Origin of the sequence: Paenibacillus fonticola DSM 21315, assembly GCF_000381905.1 — a bacterium.
GTDB classification, from domain to species: domain Bacteria; phylum Bacillota; class Bacilli; order Paenibacillales; family Paenibacillaceae; genus Fontibacillus; species Fontibacillus fonticola.
In genome coordinates, this window is record NZ_KB907245.1 from 134,339 (window position 1) to 150,539 (window position 16,201).

Annotated in this window: 11 protein-coding genes; 6 read left to right on the forward strand and 5 right to left on the reverse strand. The window is 50.2% G+C overall.

Going from position 1 to position 16,201, the window contains the following annotated elements:
- Positions 1–17 precede the first annotated feature (17 nt).
- The 6 genes from G358_RS0100615 (at position 18) to G358_RS0100640 (ending at position 8,086) form a co-directional block, all read left to right on the forward strand.
- Positions 18–1,895 carry an FAD-dependent oxidoreductase gene (locus G358_RS0100615; RefSeq protein ID WP_026341976.1) on the forward strand — a complete coding sequence of 626 codons (1,878 nt, stop codon included), beginning with the start codon at positions 18–20 and terminating at the stop codon, positions 1,893–1,895.
- A gap of 237 nt (positions 1,896–2,132) precedes the next feature.
- Positions 2,133–2,585, forward strand: a complete 453-nt coding sequence (locus G358_RS0100620) for a hypothetical protein (RefSeq protein ID WP_019635256.1) — start codon at positions 2,133–2,135, stop codon at positions 2,583–2,585.
- A gap of 45 nt (positions 2,586–2,630) precedes the next feature.
- Positions 2,631–3,611 (forward strand): polyprenyl synthetase family protein, encoded by a 981-nt coding sequence (locus G358_RS0100625; protein WP_019635257.1) that lies wholly within the window; start codon positions 2,631–2,633, stop codon positions 3,609–3,611.
- Positions 3,612–4,568: 957 nt separating this feature from the next.
- The gene (locus G358_RS0100630) at positions 4,569–5,486 is read left to right on the forward strand and encodes a carbohydrate ABC transporter permease (protein WP_240479913.1); all 918 of its coding nucleotides are present in this window, start codon (positions 4,569–4,571) and stop codon (positions 5,484–5,486) included.
- Complete coding sequence (locus G358_RS0100635; RefSeq protein ID WP_019635259.1) at positions 5,483–6,334, forward strand: carbohydrate ABC transporter permease; 852 nt, start codon at positions 5,483–5,485, stop codon at positions 6,332–6,334. Before G358_RS0100630 ends, G358_RS0100635 begins: the two co-directional genes overlap by 4 nt.
- A 333-nt stretch (positions 6,335–6,667) precedes the next feature.
- Complete coding sequence (locus tag G358_RS0100640) at positions 6,668–8,086, forward strand: ABC transporter substrate-binding protein (protein ID WP_019635260.1); 1,419 nt, start codon at positions 6,668–6,670, stop codon at positions 8,084–8,086.
- A gap of 110 nt (positions 8,087–8,196) precedes the next feature.
- Here the strand turns inward: G358_RS0100640 and G358_RS29230 are convergent, their stop codons facing one another.
- From G358_RS29230 to G358_RS29235, 5 genes are all read right to left on the reverse strand, one after another.
- Positions 8,197–8,931 carry a Crp/Fnr family transcriptional regulator gene (locus tag G358_RS29230; RefSeq protein ID WP_019635261.1) on the reverse strand — a complete coding sequence of 245 codons (735 nt, stop codon included), beginning with the start codon at positions 8,929–8,931 and terminating at the stop codon, positions 8,197–8,199.
- A 329-nt stretch (positions 8,932–9,260) separates the two neighbouring features.
- A complete protein-coding gene (locus tag G358_RS0100650) occupies positions 9,261–11,594 on the reverse strand; it encodes a nitric-oxide reductase large subunit (protein ID WP_026341978.1) in 2,334 nt (777 codons plus the stop codon).
- Positions 11,595–11,753: 159 nt separating this feature from the next.
- Complete coding sequence (locus G358_RS0100655) at positions 11,754–12,623, reverse strand: UbiA-like polyprenyltransferase (RefSeq protein WP_019635263.1); 870 nt, start codon at positions 12,621–12,623, stop codon at positions 11,754–11,756.
- Between the two features lie 360 nt (positions 12,624–12,983).
- Positions 12,984–14,270, reverse strand: a complete 1,287-nt coding sequence (locus tag G358_RS0100660) for an aspartate aminotransferase family protein (protein WP_019635264.1) — start codon at positions 14,268–14,270, stop codon at positions 12,984–12,986.
- A gap of 611 nt (positions 14,271–14,881) precedes the next feature.
- Positions 14,882–16,201: peptidase U32 family protein (locus tag G358_RS29235; protein ID WP_205621501.1), on the reverse strand; the 1,320-nt coding region annotated here is incomplete at its 5' end.

Below are 16,201 nucleotides of genomic sequence, written 5' to 3' on the forward strand. Positions count from 1 at the left end.
GTAAGAAGGTGAATATGTTGAAGAAAATAGTTGTTCTTGGCGGCGGCTACGGTGGTGTCGTCACGTCGAAGCACCTGGCCAAACTGTTCAAAAAAGACAAAGACGTCGAAATCCAGCTCATTGACAAGAACCCGTACCATACACTGCTCACGGAATTGCACGAAGTCGCGGCAAACCGGGCGCCTGAAGATTCCATACAAATTGAATTGAAGAAAATCTTCGCAGGACAGAAAGTCGATGTCGTCCTGGACTACATCGACAACATTGATTTTAAATCCAAGGAGCTGCGCTCCAAGAAACACACTTACAAGTATGACTACCTCGTTATCGGTACCGGCTGTAAACCAACGTTCTTCGGCATTCCAGGTGCTGAGGAGCATGCGATGACCTTATGGTCCTACGAGGATGCCGTTAGACTAAAGGAACAGGTTCGCCGCATGTTCAGCGAGGCCGCCAAAGAGACGGACCCAGCGATCCGTAAGAAGAAACTGTCCTTCGTCGTCGTCGGAGCTGGCTTTACTGGAGTAGAGCTCATAGGCGAGCTTGCCGAATTCCGCGACGAGTTGTGCAAGGAGTTCTACATCGATCAAAGCGAGGTTCGCCTCGTCGTAGCGGATATGGCGCCGAAAATTTTGCCCATCCTGCCTGACAAGCTGATCGACAAGGCGGTCAAACGCCTGAATAAAATGAACGTCGAAATCGTGACGAGTGCTAAAATTACCGGCGTTACAAAATCGAGCGTCCTCCTCGGAGAGAAGGAACTCGAAGCGGCGACGATCGTCTGGACAGCTGGTGTAGAAGGCTCCGAGCTGGTAGGCAAGCTGGACGTTCAGCAGGAAGGCCGCAAACGGATTGTCACCAATGACAAGCTGCAAAGTGTCGATCACGAGGATGTATATATCGTTGGGGACAACATCTACTACATCCCGGAAGGCGAGACCCGTCCTGTTCCGCAAATGGTTGAGAACGCCGAGCAAGCGGGACCGCTCATAGCCCGTAACATTCATGCAGTTATCAAAGGCAAGCCGCAGAAATCCTACAAACCAGGCTTCCATGGAACGATGGTCTGCATCGGCAGCCGCTACGGCGTAGCGAATGTAGGAATGCCGAATAAAATGTTCATGGTCAGCGGATTCTTCGCAATGTTCTGCAAGCACTTGATCAATATGTATTATCTGTTCACGGTAGTAGGCTTCAATAAAGTATGGACTTATATGATGCATGAGTTTTTCCACGTGAACAATCGCCGAAGCTTCGTAGGCGGCCATTTCTCCAAGCGCTCGCCTAACTTCTGGCTGCTGCCGCTTCGGGTATTCGTCGGTTACAAATGGCTGCAGGAAGGTCTCGACAAGCTGCCTAAAGTGTTGAAGAACCCATCCGACATCTTTCTGATTCCGGCGCCTCCGAATGCCGGCGACGCGATATCGGCAGCAAGTGAAGCGGCACAGGCCGTTACGACAACCGTCGACGCGCAAACGGCAGCATCCGCAGTAGAGAGCGCATCTACCGCTGTTACAGCACTGCCAGTACCAGGCTTCATTACCGATACGGTGAACTGGTTTATGGGTCTCTTCTTCTATACTTCCGACGGCGGCTATACCGGGCTCGCCTCCGTATTCCAGACCGGCATGGTGTTTGCGGAGATTGTTATCGGAATTCTGCTCATCGTCGGCCTGTTCACTGCAGTATCTTCGATTGTCACTGTAGCTCTGGGCATCATGATCTGGTCGTCCAGCATGGCTTCGGGCGAAATGCTCTGGTACATGACAGCTGGCGTAGCACTGATTGGCGGATCCGGCAGCATGTTCGGACTGGATTACTACGTACTGCCTTGGCTGAAAAAGCACTGGAAGAGAATACCACTCGTACGCAGATGGTATCTTTACACGGATTAGTTATCTAAAACTGCACATCAGTTATTGACCTCTTAAATCCAGAGTAATGTGCGGTTGCTGCACATTACTCTGATTTTTAACAATTAAACATTTAAGTTATATCTGTTCTTCGATCTTTATCTGCTCTTCAATCTTTATCTGCTCTTCAATCACTGTAATGATTCGCAAAGGAGATTAAGCCGCCGACACCGGTGCGAAATTCCCTGCAACCTACTTGCTTGTTAAGGAGTGTTTCTTATGATTACTGCGCTCATTCAAGATGCTTTTCATTTATTGCAGGGCGAAATATCGCCCGAAACCGGCATTATCCTTCATTTAAAAGAAGAAGACGTATGGCCTGCAGCCCTTCTTCTCTCTGAATATGATATGACAGCACAACGACAAGCTCGTTTGCTCTCCATTTACATCGCAATCAATCTCGCTCTCCTGCGTCACCAAAATTGCAATCAGTTGGAACCCGGTGACGTGCTTACTCGTAAAGTGTTGGACGGCGATTACTTATATAGCTTATACGTGCAGCTCTGCCTGCGCTTTGAGGAATTTGATTTCCTTGCCCATTTGGCTCCTGTTGTTAAGCAAATTCAAATTAAACGGGTAGAAGGCCAACCTGAAGATGAACGGCTTATTAAAGGAATGGAGATATTTCTCCGACTGGAGCATCATCGCAACAATACCCGCGAAGCCATTTAACAATTTAGGCGTTAGGCGGCCACTTTTAACGAGGAGGGGAACAGGATGAACCTGAATGAACAGCTTGGCATCTCCCTTAGAGCGGTAGATAAAGAAATCGAGAATATGGTGAAGTTTGACAAGGATGTTCCCCGCTCCTCAGAGCTGGCCCGCAGCATTCTCGAACTTATTCGCTCAGGCGGCAAGCGGGTACGTCCACTAATGGTGATCGTGGGAAGCCGCTTCGGCTCCGCGCCTGACGAGCGCAAGGCATGGCGGTTGGCCGCTGCCGCCGAATTCATTCATGCCGCTTCCCTGATCCACGACGACGTCATCGACGACTCTCCGGTTCGCCGGGGCGACACAGCGATGCATATCAAGCTCGGAATCAACCGGGCGATCCACGTCGGCAATTATATGTCGGCCCGGGTGATCGAACTGATCTCCGCCTATTCTGCCGATCGCGAACGCTATGCTTACGATCTCTCTTCTCTGGTTACGACGCAGCTCTGCTTGGGCGAATATCAGCAGTTATCTCATCTGTTCGATTACGACGTAACGATAGAGCAATACTTGGAGAAATCGAAAAATAAAACCGCCCAGCTCATGGCAGCCTGCCTGCGAATCGGAGCGCTGTCAGCCGCAGCGGACGAGGAAACAGCGGATTTACTGTACAGCTTCGGGGAGAAGCTGGGCATGTCCTTCCAAATTCGCGACGACATTTTGGATTTCACCCAGTCCTCGGCGAAGCTTGGCAAACCTGCGGGCAGCGACCTGCGCAGCGGTCAAGTGACGCTTCCCGTTCTGTTCGCGCTGCAGGATGAGGAGCTTGCGCTTAGAATCCGGTCGATCGGCGCGCACACGCCGGCCGAATATACAAGCGAAGTCATCGACGCGATCCAAAGCAGCGGGGCGCTTCAGCAAACCGAGGCGTTAAGCCAGCAATATTTGGACGAGGCGCAGCAAATCATCGATCGGTTAAGCGGCTATCCGGCCCACCGGGATTTGCAGGCGCTGCTCAGCTTCTTTGGCGGCCGTGAGAAATAATTCTCAGGTTCTCTACTAAATTCATAAGAAGACACTTCTCGTCATGGATGGGGCCACTGAAGAACTGGCTTTTTTCAAGAGTCGGTATAGTCCAGCTCAAAAAGAAGGTGTCATTTCCCACATTATGGGGCGGATGCCTTCTTTTTTTGGTCGCCTTTTGTTGTATTTCCCGTTAAATTTACTCAGATATCTTCAATATTCGTTTGAGGTTATATATCTATCTTCTATATTTCTATCTTCTATATTTCTATCCTCCATATTTTGGTATCCCCATTTTCTATATTTCCATCTTCTATATTTAGATATTTCGATGTTTAGATGTTTCGGTATTTTTTCGTTCCTTAGACATTCAGATATTTCTATATAAGATGAACTATCGAAATGAATGCGGGGCAAGTACGTAAATATTCCTTTGATCGCTGCTGTACCCAGATTTCTTGGATGATAAATGTAATTCATGTATCTAATTATGCTCTATACGAATGTTTCAGCGGATTAGATAGATTTTATGTATCTAAAATCAAAAATTCAGCCTATGATGGGCCTCCCCCTTCTTTTAATGACATGAAATACATTTAAATCTGCTTTCCCCTACTTCCCACAACAACTAACTGCCAAAAATCCATTTAAAAATCCATTTATATAAGTTGAACTATAAAATTGAATGCGCGGCAAAGGCAAGTACGTAAAATGTTGCTGCAATCGCTGTTGTACCCAAATTCCTTGAATGATACTCGTTCGAGCGCTTACGTTCACGCCGTAGAGGATGGCTTGCCAGCTTAGGTTCGTAACAGGTGGAAGTTCTCTCCCAAAAATTTAACAGGCGTTTAACCCGGCGTTGATGCCGTGTTAATCCCCCCCGTCTAAACTGAGATTGATATTTAGCCATAAAATTGATTCGCCAGGGAGGGAATAGCCTTGAACACCACAGCCAGAAACGCGCCAGCTTCTGCCGCGATACCCACCTCACCTTACAAACCCATACATAGGGCACGAATCTCAGCAAGCTTGAAAGAGCATGCGCTGGCCTATCTTTTTCTCGCTCCATCCATCGTAATTTTCGGTCTATTTCTCTTATATCCCCTCGTTAAATCGATATACCTCAGCTTCTTCCTGACTGACCCTCGGGGCAATATCGCGGCTTACGTCGGGCTGGACAATTTCAAGCAGCTTTTGGGCTCCGCCCAGTTCTGGAACAGCCTGGAGGTTACTGGAAAGTTCGTGCTGCTCACCGTTCCGGGCGGGCTTGCCCTCGGCCTGATCATGGCTGCGCTCGCTCATTCCCGCCTCAAAGGGATGAGCCTGTTTCAGTTTATATTCTCCCTTCCTCTCGCCGTCTCGGTCAGCACCTCGGCAGTCATCTGGATGATGCTGTTCCATCCTACGCTGGGCATGTTCAATTACTTCCTCGATTTGGCGGGACTTCCCGCGGTACAATGGCTGACCGATTCGCGCTGGGCGCTGCTCTCGATTTCCGTCATGACAATTTGGATGAATTCCGGCTTTAATTTCATCGTCCTGCTCAGCGGCCTGCAAGGCATTCCCGAGGATATGTACGACAGTGCCAAAGTGGACGGCGCAGGACCTTTCCGCACGTTTATCCGCATCATTTTGCCCTTGTTGTCGCCTACACTATTCTTTCTGCTCATCGTCTCGGTTATCGGTTCGTTTCAGGCGTTTGGGCAAATGCATATTTTGACGAAAGGCGGCCCTGCGGGCTCGACCGAAGTATTCGTCTATTCCATTTACAAGGAAGCCTTCGTCAATTACCAATTCGGTACGGGAAGCGCCATGGCTATCATCCTGTTTCTGCTCATTCTGGCTTTGACGCTCATACAGTTCACCATTTTGGAAAAGAAGGTGCATTATCAATGACGCCAGGAATAAAAATGGGATTTGTTTTGTCCCGTTCACTGCGGCACGGCTCAATATATTTCTTCCTGTGCTTGCTGTCGCTGTTCATTCTCTATCCGCTGCTTTACACCTTTCTCTCGGTATTCATGACGCCGGAAGAGACGAGCCAATTTCCCCCGGCCCTCTTCCCGTCCAGCTTGTATTTGGGCAGTATAGAGGCGGTTGTCCGGCTAATCCCGGTGTTTCGTTTTATCGCCAACAGCTTCCTCGTCTCGACGCTCGTCATGCTGGGGCAGCTCGTTACGGCAAGCCTGGCGGCTTATGCTTTCGCTTTCATCGCCTTTCGCGGAAAGGCGTTCTGGTTTGCCGTCTTTTTATCGACGATGATGATTCCTTGGGAAGTGACGATGATCCCGAATTTTCTCTTGATCAAGTCCTGGAACTGGCTCGACTCTTACCCGGGTCTCGTCTTCCCCTTTCTCGCCTCCGCCTTCGGCGTATTTCTGCTGCGGCAATTTTTCCTGCAGTTGCCCCGGGAGCTGTTCGAGGCAGCACGCATCGACGGCTGTGGGCATACGCGCTACTTCGCCGGCATTGTTTTGCCGCTGGCCAGGCCCGGCTTGGCAACGCTGGCGGTATACGTGTTCCTGAACACGTGGAACAGTTATTTATGGCCGCTGCTCATTACGAACACCGCCAACATGCGCACCGTGCAAATCGGCATCAGCATGCTGCAATTTGAGGAAATGACTGCCTGGAACGTCGTTCTTGCCGGAGTCGCGCTCGTGCTGCTTCCTTCCCTGCTGCTCATCGTCCTCGGGCTCAAGCAGCTTGTGCGAGGGTTAACGGCCGGGGCGATCAAGGGGTAATATTTGAGCGGTGAATAGCTGTTGAGCAGAAAATAGCTTTTGAGCAAGGCATAGCTTATGCACAAGGAATTGCTTTTGAGCAAGGCATGCTTCCAAACAAGGATTCGCTTTTGAGATGACAGGTAAACCTCCCGTATGCCTATCTAACCAACCGTACTCGGATAACTTGCACTGTGAAGTTTGATCCTGATCACAGCAAACGCTGCACACAGCAAAACAACAATAACAACAGTAACAACCGTCTCATAGACGGATGATTATACATGATGTTATTTTCCGGCGTTTTTTACGCCAAATAAACTAATGAAGATCAAGAGGGAGAGATGAAACCAAATGAAACGGAAACCGTTCAAGCTTAAGTACTCATTTTTGCTGACCACGATTTTGCTGCTATCCATGCTTGTGTCCGCCTGCGGCGGGGCTGGAGCAAATTCGAGGGCCAGTACAGGCGGAGAAGCTTCGGCCAACAACGCAGCTGGTTCCGGCAATTTGAAGAATGGCGCGAATTCCGCCCCGGCCGGCAAAACAAAGGTCGTATGGTGGCACTCGATGGGCGGCGAACTCGGTACAGCGGCGGATCAGCTTGTGGCCGATTTCAATGACTCCCAGGACAAGGTGGAAGTTGAAGCGATTTTCCAGGGTACTTATGATGAGAGCTTGAACAAAATGAAAGCCTCGATGGACTCCAAATCAGGCCCGTCTCTCATTCAGGTGTATGAAATTGGCTCCCGCTTCATGATCGATTCTGGTGCCATAACCCCGGTGCAGCAGTTCATCGATGCAGAGAACTACGATCTCAGTCATTTGGAAGAAAATATTATGAATTACTATACGTTCGAAGGCAAACAGTACTCCATGCCCTTTAATACTTCGAACCCGATTTTGTACTACAACAAGGACTTGTTCAAAGCCGCAGGGCTTGATCCCGAAAAAGCTCCAGCCACTTATGAGGAGTTGAAAAAGGCAGCCGAGGCGCTAAGCAAAAACGGAGCCCCGGCCTCCTTCGCCATTTACGGCTGGTTTATGGAGCAGTTTTTTGCGAACCAAGGGGCGGAGTACGTCGACAACGGCAACGGCCGTACCGCTGCGGCAACTAATTCCCTAGTCAACGAAGAAGCCGGCGTGAAAACGCTAGAATGGTGGAAAAGTCTTGTCGACAGCCAGGCCGCTATCAATCTTGGACGTAAAACCGATGACACAAAGAAAGCCTTCGTTGCCGGACAGATCAGCATGACGCTCGATTCTACGGCAGGGCTGCGGGGCATTGTGGATGGTGTGGGAGACAAATTCGAGGTAGGTACTGCGTTCCTTCCTAAGCCAGACGGCAGCTCCGATGGCGGTGTTATTATCGGCGGAGCAAGCTTGTGGGTATTAAATAATAAGCCGGACGAAGAGCAGCAGGCTGCCTGGGAATTCATCAAGTTCCTCGCCGAGCCGCAGACGCAAGCCAAATGGCACATCGCGACTGGATACTTCCCGATCACAAAGAAGGCTTACGACGAGCAGATCGTGAAGGACAATTTGGCCAAATATCCACAATTCCAGACGGCGGTCGATCAGCTTCATGCCAGCAAGCCGAGCCTGGCAACGCAGGGAGCGGTTATGGGCGTATTCCCGGAGGCCAGGCAAATCGTGGAGAGCGCAATCGAAGAAGCTCTCGGCGGCAGCAAATCCACAAAACAGGCGCTGGACGATGCCGCCAAAGCGATCACGGACAAAATCGGCAACTATAACAAAACGGTGAAACGGTAAAACGGTGAAAAAATAAACCCGTTCCCATTTACGTCAATAGCTCTCCTCCCGCATAGGGAAAAGAGCTATTGTTTTTTTATCGCGTCAGCTTCTGTTCCTAATCCCTGCCCCTATCCTTGCTTCCCCAGCAATAATTCCCGGCAATGGGCACAGTTTTCCTTTACGCATATTTTTTCCTTCAAAGCAAATAAGTCTCTGACGACGAAGCCATTCCGATTCATCTGTACAATCCCCTCTCGGCGCAGGCTGATCAGCAGGCGGCTTATCGATTCACGGGCGAAGCCGATCGTGCTGGCCAATTCCTGATGGGTCATGGGCACGGGAATCCAAACCATACCTTCACGTTCAACACCGAAGTGCTCGGACAGCTCAATTAAAAATGCAATTCCGCGCTCTTCCACGCTGCGCTGGGAGAAACGCTGCAGCTTATCCTGCAGCTCCTTAATTTTATGGCTCATGAGTTCCACCATTTTTACCGCAACATCCGGCGAACCAGTAATGATTTGCTCCCATAATTTGCTCGGGATGGCCAGTAGCTTAGTATCTGTGACGGTTACTGCACTAACGGAATGCAAAGTCCCATCAGACTGGCAAGTCAGCGGGAACATTTCTTTCGATTTTAAAAGCGAAAAGATTTGTTCATTGCCTTTTTCATCCGTTCGAAACGTTTTAACCAGCCCTTGCAAAATGAAATAAACGGCCTTAACCTCTTCCCCTTCACGGATCACCGTCGTTCTTCGCGGCAGCCCGCGCGGGATTGCGGCGCTGCAAAGTTTCTCGGCCCCCTCCCTCCCTATGTCGCGTAGTATCGGGATTGAGCGGAGTGTTTCCGCCGATAGTTCCATAAGAACACTTCCTTTTGAGAGGTTGTTGAAAAAGACATCTTTTGAGCACGTGGTTGCACCAAGGTGAAAATCGGCATCGAATCTTGAACTCAGCCGGTCCTTCCGGTGCTCATGTAGGTTTTGCCTACACTCCGCTCCTCAGTCCCTATCTTCATTCAACCTTCTCGGTGCTGAAAATTTGTCTTTTTCAACTTGATTTGAGAGGTTGTTCAAAAAGACATCTTTTGAGCACGTAGTTGCACCAAGGTGAAAATCGGCATCGAATCTTGAATTCAGCCGGTCCTTCCGGTGCTCATGTAGGTTTTGCCTACACTCCGCTCCTCTATTAGCTACTCAAAAGTTTCATCTTCAGCCACATTCGGCTTTCGCAAGTGCAGCATGGAGCGTATCACCGCATAGACGAGCGGCACAATACCCGCAACAATAAAGACCGTGTCCGGGAGCATCCGCAGCCAAAGCAGCAAATGTACAGGGCCTTGCTCATAAAATGAATAGTCCCGGGCCGCCCAAAATCCGAAGTCAAATGCATGCTTCAGCTGCATAAAGCCCACTGGCAGCAAAGTAATGACAATCATCCCCGTCAATCCAATATTTAAGCCCCAGCAGGAGAGCCGCAGCAGCTTATCATTCCACTGATCCGGCTTGACGATATTCCGTAACGTATAAAGGAGCACCGCGATCGCAAACATGCCATAGACTCCCATCATCGAACCGTGCGCATGAGCGGTAGTCAAAGTGGACCCGTGTTCAAAGTAGCTTACCGCCGGAAGGTTAATCAGAAAACCAAGCACACCAGCACCGAGCAGGTTCCAAACTGCCGTGGAGATCAGGAAACGGAAAGACGAAGTATACGGGAACGCATGCCCGCCCTCTTTCATCACTTTGTATTGCTCATAAGCCTCCAAAATAAGCAGCGTCAACGGAATGACCTCCAGCGCTGAGAATACCGCACCTAAAGCGATCCAAATTTCAGCGGAGCCGTTATAGTAATAATGATGCCCGATCCCGATCACACCGCTGCCGAGCAGCAGGATCAGCTGAAATAACAGGGCGCGCACAGTCGATTCCTTAGTGACCAGTTTCATGCGGACCATAAGAAAGCCGATGACGACGACGGCGAATACTTCGAATATCCCCTCTACCCATAAATGGATAATCCACCAGCGCCAATAATCTGCAAAAGTAAATGAAGTCGATGGATTAAAAAAGAAGGCGAATATATAAAAGAAGGGTACGGCGATGGAAGAGTAGAACAGTAAATGTGTCAGTCCGCCTTTATCATTCTCCTTGCGTAGAGCGCTGCGAATAGCTCGGAAAACGATATACAGCCAAATGCCCATCCCAATAACAAGTACAACCTGCCAAAAGCGGCCCAGCTCCAAATACTCCCAGCCCTGATGACCAAACCAGAACCAGGAGTTACCGAGATATCCTTTGGCGCCAAACCATTCCCCAATCGTACTGCCGGCGGTCAACACAACGAGCGCCCAGAATAAAATGTCCACTAACAGGCCCTGCCGTCTAGGCTCCTTGCCTCCTACCAGCGGCGCCACGTAAATGCCCATCCCCAGCCAAGCGGTAGCTACCCACAGAATGACCAATTGCAAATGATATGATTTAGCAATGTTGAATGGGAACAGCTCAACCAGCCAGTTCAGCCCGTAAAAGCCATTCGGCTCAATATAATAGTGGGCAAGAAGCCCGCCTAATCCAGCCTGGATCAGGAACAGCAGGACGACGACGAGGAAATACTTTCCCGTCTTTACCTGACTGGCTGTTAGTGGCATTTTATCCAAATCAAACACCGGAAATTTATTCGCTTCATAAGCCTCGTGCATATAAAGACGGTATCGGTTATAAAAATACAAAATCAGGCCGATAAAAAGAATGAGCAGCGTCACACTTACACCACTCCACAGTACGGCAGAGTATGACATCGTATTGCCCGCTTCTTCAAAATAGGGCCAATTATTCGTATAGGTAATCGTATCGCCCGGACGGTTCGTTCCGGACAGCCAGGCCGTCCAGAAGAAGAAGTCGGAAATTTGCTGGCGCATATCCCCAGGCGCAACATATGCCCGGCCTTGCTCCGGCATCGACGTATCCTCGATCAAATTCGGCTTAATTCCGAGCCCATCGCCCTCTGTAAAAACCTTGTCGTAATATGCCCGTACGCGTTTAAGTCCTTCTGCCTGGCCGTCGGTTAGAACCAGCTCTTTAGTATTTTTCTCATAGCGATTTTGCTTCATTTCCAGCTTGACCTTCTTGATGATCAAGGTCTGTTCATCATTGCTAAGCTCCTCGAATAACTTGCCATAATCAGTCTCGGCATGTACGTCGTGCATGCCATCCACAACGATTTTAAGGGCCTGCGCCGTGAAATCCGGACCCAAGTAAGAGCCATGACCCAGAACAGTCGCATAATCCATGAGTCCATATTTTTGAAACACTGCTTGCCCGCCAGTAATTTGCTCCCGCGTCGTCAACACTGTCCCTTTGCTGTCGACTACTTTCAACGGGGTTGGAGCCTGTGTCTTAAAAATCCAGAAGCCTCCGGCAATCAGTACAGTAAAGCTAATTAACAGGGTAAAAATCAGAATCCCCTTCAAAAATGAATTTTGAGCTTTATTCCCCTTCATCAGCGTTCTCTCCTTCCATTCCATTAGACAATTCAAGGATAAAACTACTGAATGAGGGGTTTTGTGATTCAGATTACAAATCCCAAAAACAACTGAAGCCAGGGTGGAAAATAACACAAATTCATCAAATTATTAAATACATGGCTAGCTGCGCTATTTTTTTGAAAATAATTTTGATAAAGATTAAATAAAGAAGTCAATTAATGTGGTAAATAAAATAACGATGCTGATCACCTGATTCAGGTTGTAGGAAGCGACCTTCATCACCTGCCGGTTGCCTGGCTTAATGATGCGATGCTCTGCTAGCAGAAGGATGACGGCTATGCCAATCCCGATGCCGTAGGACCAGCCGAGCCCCCGCAGAGGGATGAGGGCAAGCAGCAGCAGAACCATCAGCAGATGGAGCGCCGCGGCGATGCGCAGACCGTTTTTCAGGCCGAAATAGCTTGGTATCGACCACAGGCCATGATTTCGGTCAAATTCGATGTCCTGCGAACCGTAGATGATGTCGAATCCAGCGATCCACAGCATAACGATCGTTCCGAGCACAAACGGCGTAAATGCAAATTTGCCGGTCACCGCAAACCAGGCGCCAATCGGCGCGGAAGCGATCGTAAATCCCAAATACAAGTGGCTTAAATATGTAAAGCGCTTCGTATAGGAGTACGACGAGATCAAGAATATCGCCACTGGAGAGAGCAGGAAGCACAACGGATTCAGCATCGCGGAGGCTGCGATAAAGATGCCATAGTTGATTGTGACGAATAGCAGAACCTCCTTCGCCTCCAGCAGTTTTTGCGGCAAATGACGGTGCGCCGTTCGCGGGTTCCGGGCATCGTATATCCGGTCCACGACGCGGTTAAAGGCATTGGCTCCGTTGCGCGCAGCGACCAGGGCAACCAGCCCCCATATTATGACACGCGCGGGCGGCAGCCCGTTCGCTGCCCAAACCATCGATATGATGGCAAAGGGCAGCGAGAATAAAGTATGCGAGAACATGACCAGTTCACTGTACAGCTTGATTTTGGCCCCGACTTTGCGGGCGTAATCCATAACATCCACACTCCCTTGATGCAGCAGGCGGCTGGTGGCAGGTACCGTACCGTCCTTTAAGTGGCTGGCCGCTCCCACTTCCCGCTTACCCTATTCAAAAATGACACTCTATAACACAAAAGCATCATCCCATTTAGAATCAATTTGCAAAAGTTCAAGTACAGAGATTGATGCAAAAATCAAAAGATATCAAAATGCAGAAGTCAAATGATATCAAAATGCAAAAGTCAAATTGGAAAATCAAATTGGAGGGCCTAATTGTAATGATTAAATTGTAAAGTTAATCTTCATTCAATTTTATGCTTCATCTATTCGAAACTACGAAATGGGAGTCCGGAATTGATAAAGGCTCATCGCAATTCATCTCATTAAGGAGCGAAGCGTCTCCTCCAAAGCGGTCAGCATGCCCTCGACATCCTCCTCCGTAATGACAAGCGGCGGCTGAAAAGCCAGCACGTTGCGATCCAAGCCGTTTTTGCCAATGATGAATCCTTTGTTCTTCATCAACTCCAACACATCGTCCACCAATGTCGCGCCGCGCGCCGTATCGTCCCCGCACAGCTCAGCTCCGATCATCAGGCCGGCTCCGCGCACCTCCGTGATGGCGTCTGGGAAGCGAGCGGCCAAGCTGCGCAGGCCTTCCTGCAGGATGCCCCCAAGCAGCTTAGAGCGCTGCACCAATCGGTGCGTCTCGATATAGTCGAGCACCGCCAGCGCGGTTGCCGCCGACACGGGGTTGCCGCCGAACGTGGACGCCGAAGGCCGGTTGAAGCTGGCAGCGATTTCGTCCGTCGCGGCGAATGCGGCAACCGGCACGCCGTTGCCGAGCGCCTTCGCCATCGTGACGATGTCGGGCTGCACGCCGTAGTGCTCGATCGCGAACATCTCCCCCGTCCGGCCGAAGCCGGTCTGGATCTCGTCCGCGATCAAGAGCACGCCGTGCTGCTGCAGCAGCGCCTTCGCTTCGGCGAAATACCCTGCTGGCGGCACGATAATGCCCGCGTTGCCCTGGATCGGCTCGGCGATCATGGCGGCGATTTCGCCGCCCTTCTTCTCGAGCGTCTTCTTCAGGGCAGCGAGGGAGCGCTGTGCCGCCTCGTCGCCGTTCATTCCCCGTTCATAGGGCCGGGGAATGAACGTCACGTCACGATCCGCCTCCAGCTGCGGATCGGTCCGCCACATGCGCAGGCCCGTCACGCTCATGGTCAAATAGGTGCGGCCGTGCAGCCCTTGCTCCAGCGCGATGAAGCCTCTTTTTCCCGTATGCAGACGGGCCAGAAGCAGAGCGCCTTCATTGGCCTCTGAACCGCTGTTCACAAAGAAAGTGCGTTTCAAATCGCCAGGCAGCACCTCGGCCATGCGCTGCGCCAAGTCGGCGTTCTGCTGTGTCAAATATATGGTGCACGTATGTTGCAGCGTTCTCAGCTGCTCCTCCGTACGTTTGGTGATATCCGGGTTGCAGTGCCCGCAAGCTACGACGGATACCCCTGCAAAAAAGTCCGTATACCTCCGTTTATCGTGATCGTACAAATACTGCATTTCCCCTCTTACGATTTGCGGCGGAATACGGTAAAAATGACTCGTGCAAGGGTAGAAGTACTGCTGACGTTGTTGAAGTATATGATCTGGTCCGCTGTATCGCACCATTGTGTCAACTCCTTTTCTTTTGGAGGCAAAATCTTACTAGTAGACAAAACAGACAATATAGACAAACTAAACAATTTAGACAACATAAATAAAATGTTTAACTGTATTTATGGCGCTTAAAAATGCAGATCTACGATTAAGCGGCACTTTAACTGGATTTCTTGTAATTAAAACTGAGCCCTTGGAATAACAGATGAAAATATCCAGATTTAACTACATCAAATCCAGCTAACCTTCCCTTGATCATAAAAACCCTTATTTTAAATGCGTATAATCCAGTTATTTTGAAGGTTTTGGGCAGGCTCATCAGCCCTATCCTTGAATCGAGCTCTACTTGCGCTTGCCCCCCTCTTTTACTTGCTCACTTACTTGCACTCGAGCTGCTCCTGCACTTGACTCTATTCCTAACCTACACCCACACTTAGGACTTCTCTTAAACTTACACCAACACTTACTTCTGTATTTACACCTGCCCCCGCTTGCTCCTACCCTACTCCTATTCCTATTCCTACTCTTACATCTCCACTTTCTTGCGCTGCACCGCTCTTTTACTTGCTCGCGTACTTGCTCTTGAGCTGCTCCTACTCCTACTCCTACTCCTACTCCTACTCCTATACCTGCACTTGCACTCGTACTTTCTCTTTCTCTTTCTCTTTCTCTTTCTCTTTCTCTTGCACTTGCTCCACTTCCGGGGCTCCTTCCGCAGCGGCAGGCTGGTTCGCTGCACCGCCGTCGAATTGCAGCGCCCCCAGCGTATATCCCGCGTAGACCGGGGTCATTCCGGCAAACAGCTCACCAGCAGTTTCCGGCTTCTCTATCGCGGCTCTATAAACGCTAACGATCGAACGCAACTGCTCTGGCTGATAGGTCGAGCCTTCGATCCGGCAAACGGACAGACCAACGTCCTGTAGTTCTTTCACCACAGGCAACAAACACAGTTCCTTGGCCAGCATCAAATGGCATCGGCCATGGACGTCGCGGTAGACTGGATTCTCTCCCTTGTCGGTCATCAGCACCAGGATGCGGTTATCGACGTACCGGTTGTCCTCCTCGGCAATCGGCTCAAACACCTCGGCGTTCTTGTATAAATCATGTTCCATATACATCAGGGCGGGGGAGCCGTGAACGACAACCTCCATTGGAGCAGCCGCATTTCCCAACAGTTTGGTCAAATCATGGAGCGGGAGCTCAATGGAAGCCGTAAACCGTTCTACGCCAAGCTTTGCATACATCTCCGAGGATAAATGATTGAAAATATTCAAATTGATATCGCCCACAAGAGGATATCCCTTGGAGGCGAATTTATGGATTGCACCCAGGTTCGTCACGAGTATGCCATCGATCGGCAGCCGCTCACCGGACAGCAGCCCGTCGTACAGCTCAAAGTGCAGCTCGGTCATCATGCGCGGCAGACCCAAATACAGCTTGGCTTTCCCTTTGATCGCTGCCAGTTGCTTAATCTCCTGCTTCGTAAACGGACGGTCCGGCTCGAACACATCGCCCGACAGGTAAACATGATCCGCCCCTCCCTCAAACGCTGCTCGCGCTTGGGCCGCATTATTCACATGCACGGACAGTTCCATCTGTTTCACTCGTTTGGCTTGTGTACCTCGTTCGGTTTGTGTGCCCTGTTCCATTCGTTCACCTTGTTCGGTTTGTGTACCCCGTTCAATTCGTCCACCTTGTTCGGTTTGATTACCTAGTTCGTCTCGTTCGGTTTGTGTGTCCCGTTCCATTCGTTCACCTAGTTCGATTTGATTGTTTCTATTATTTCGTTTGTCCTCATGCTGCCCCGTTTCGATGTTTGTTGATGCCTCGGCGAGATGGGACGCAGCATGGGCGGGCTGGGTCGCTGCCTCCGCCAGATGGGGCGTAGTCTCGGCTAGATGAGTCGCTGCCTCGGCCAGATGGGGCGTAGTCTCGGCTAGATG